This is a genomic window from Winogradskyella poriferorum (genome assembly GCF_050618035.1).
Taxonomy (GTDB): domain Bacteria; phylum Bacteroidota; class Bacteroidia; order Flavobacteriales; family Flavobacteriaceae; genus Winogradskyella; species Winogradskyella poriferorum_A.
Genome location: NZ_JBODPY010000084.1, coordinates 1 through 243, shown reverse-complemented (window position 1 = coordinate 243; position 243 = coordinate 1). Strand labels below are relative to the sequence as shown.

Below are 243 nucleotides of genomic sequence, written 5' to 3'. Positions count from 1 at the left end.
AATCCCGACGTCTGTAAATAAAGAGAATTTCGTCTTCTTCATTAATACATTCATAATCACCATAGACGAAGACTTTGTTTTCTTTTCTAACAGTAATCATTTTTCTGTAAAATTTTAGAATAGAGTTTTCGTCTTTTTCTTGGTTCTCAATATTTCTATCCAAGTAATTTGGGTTTACCTTAAGCCATGTATCACTATTCGAAAATCCTCCATTTTTAGTAGTATTCCACTCAATTGGTGTTC

Annotated in this window: 1 pseudogene; it reads right to left on the bottom strand. The window is 30.9% G+C overall.

Annotation, left to right across the window (positions count from 1 at the left end):
* A pseudogene (locus ACRHOC_RS15010) lies at positions 1-243 on the bottom strand (glucohydrolase); the annotation flags it as partial.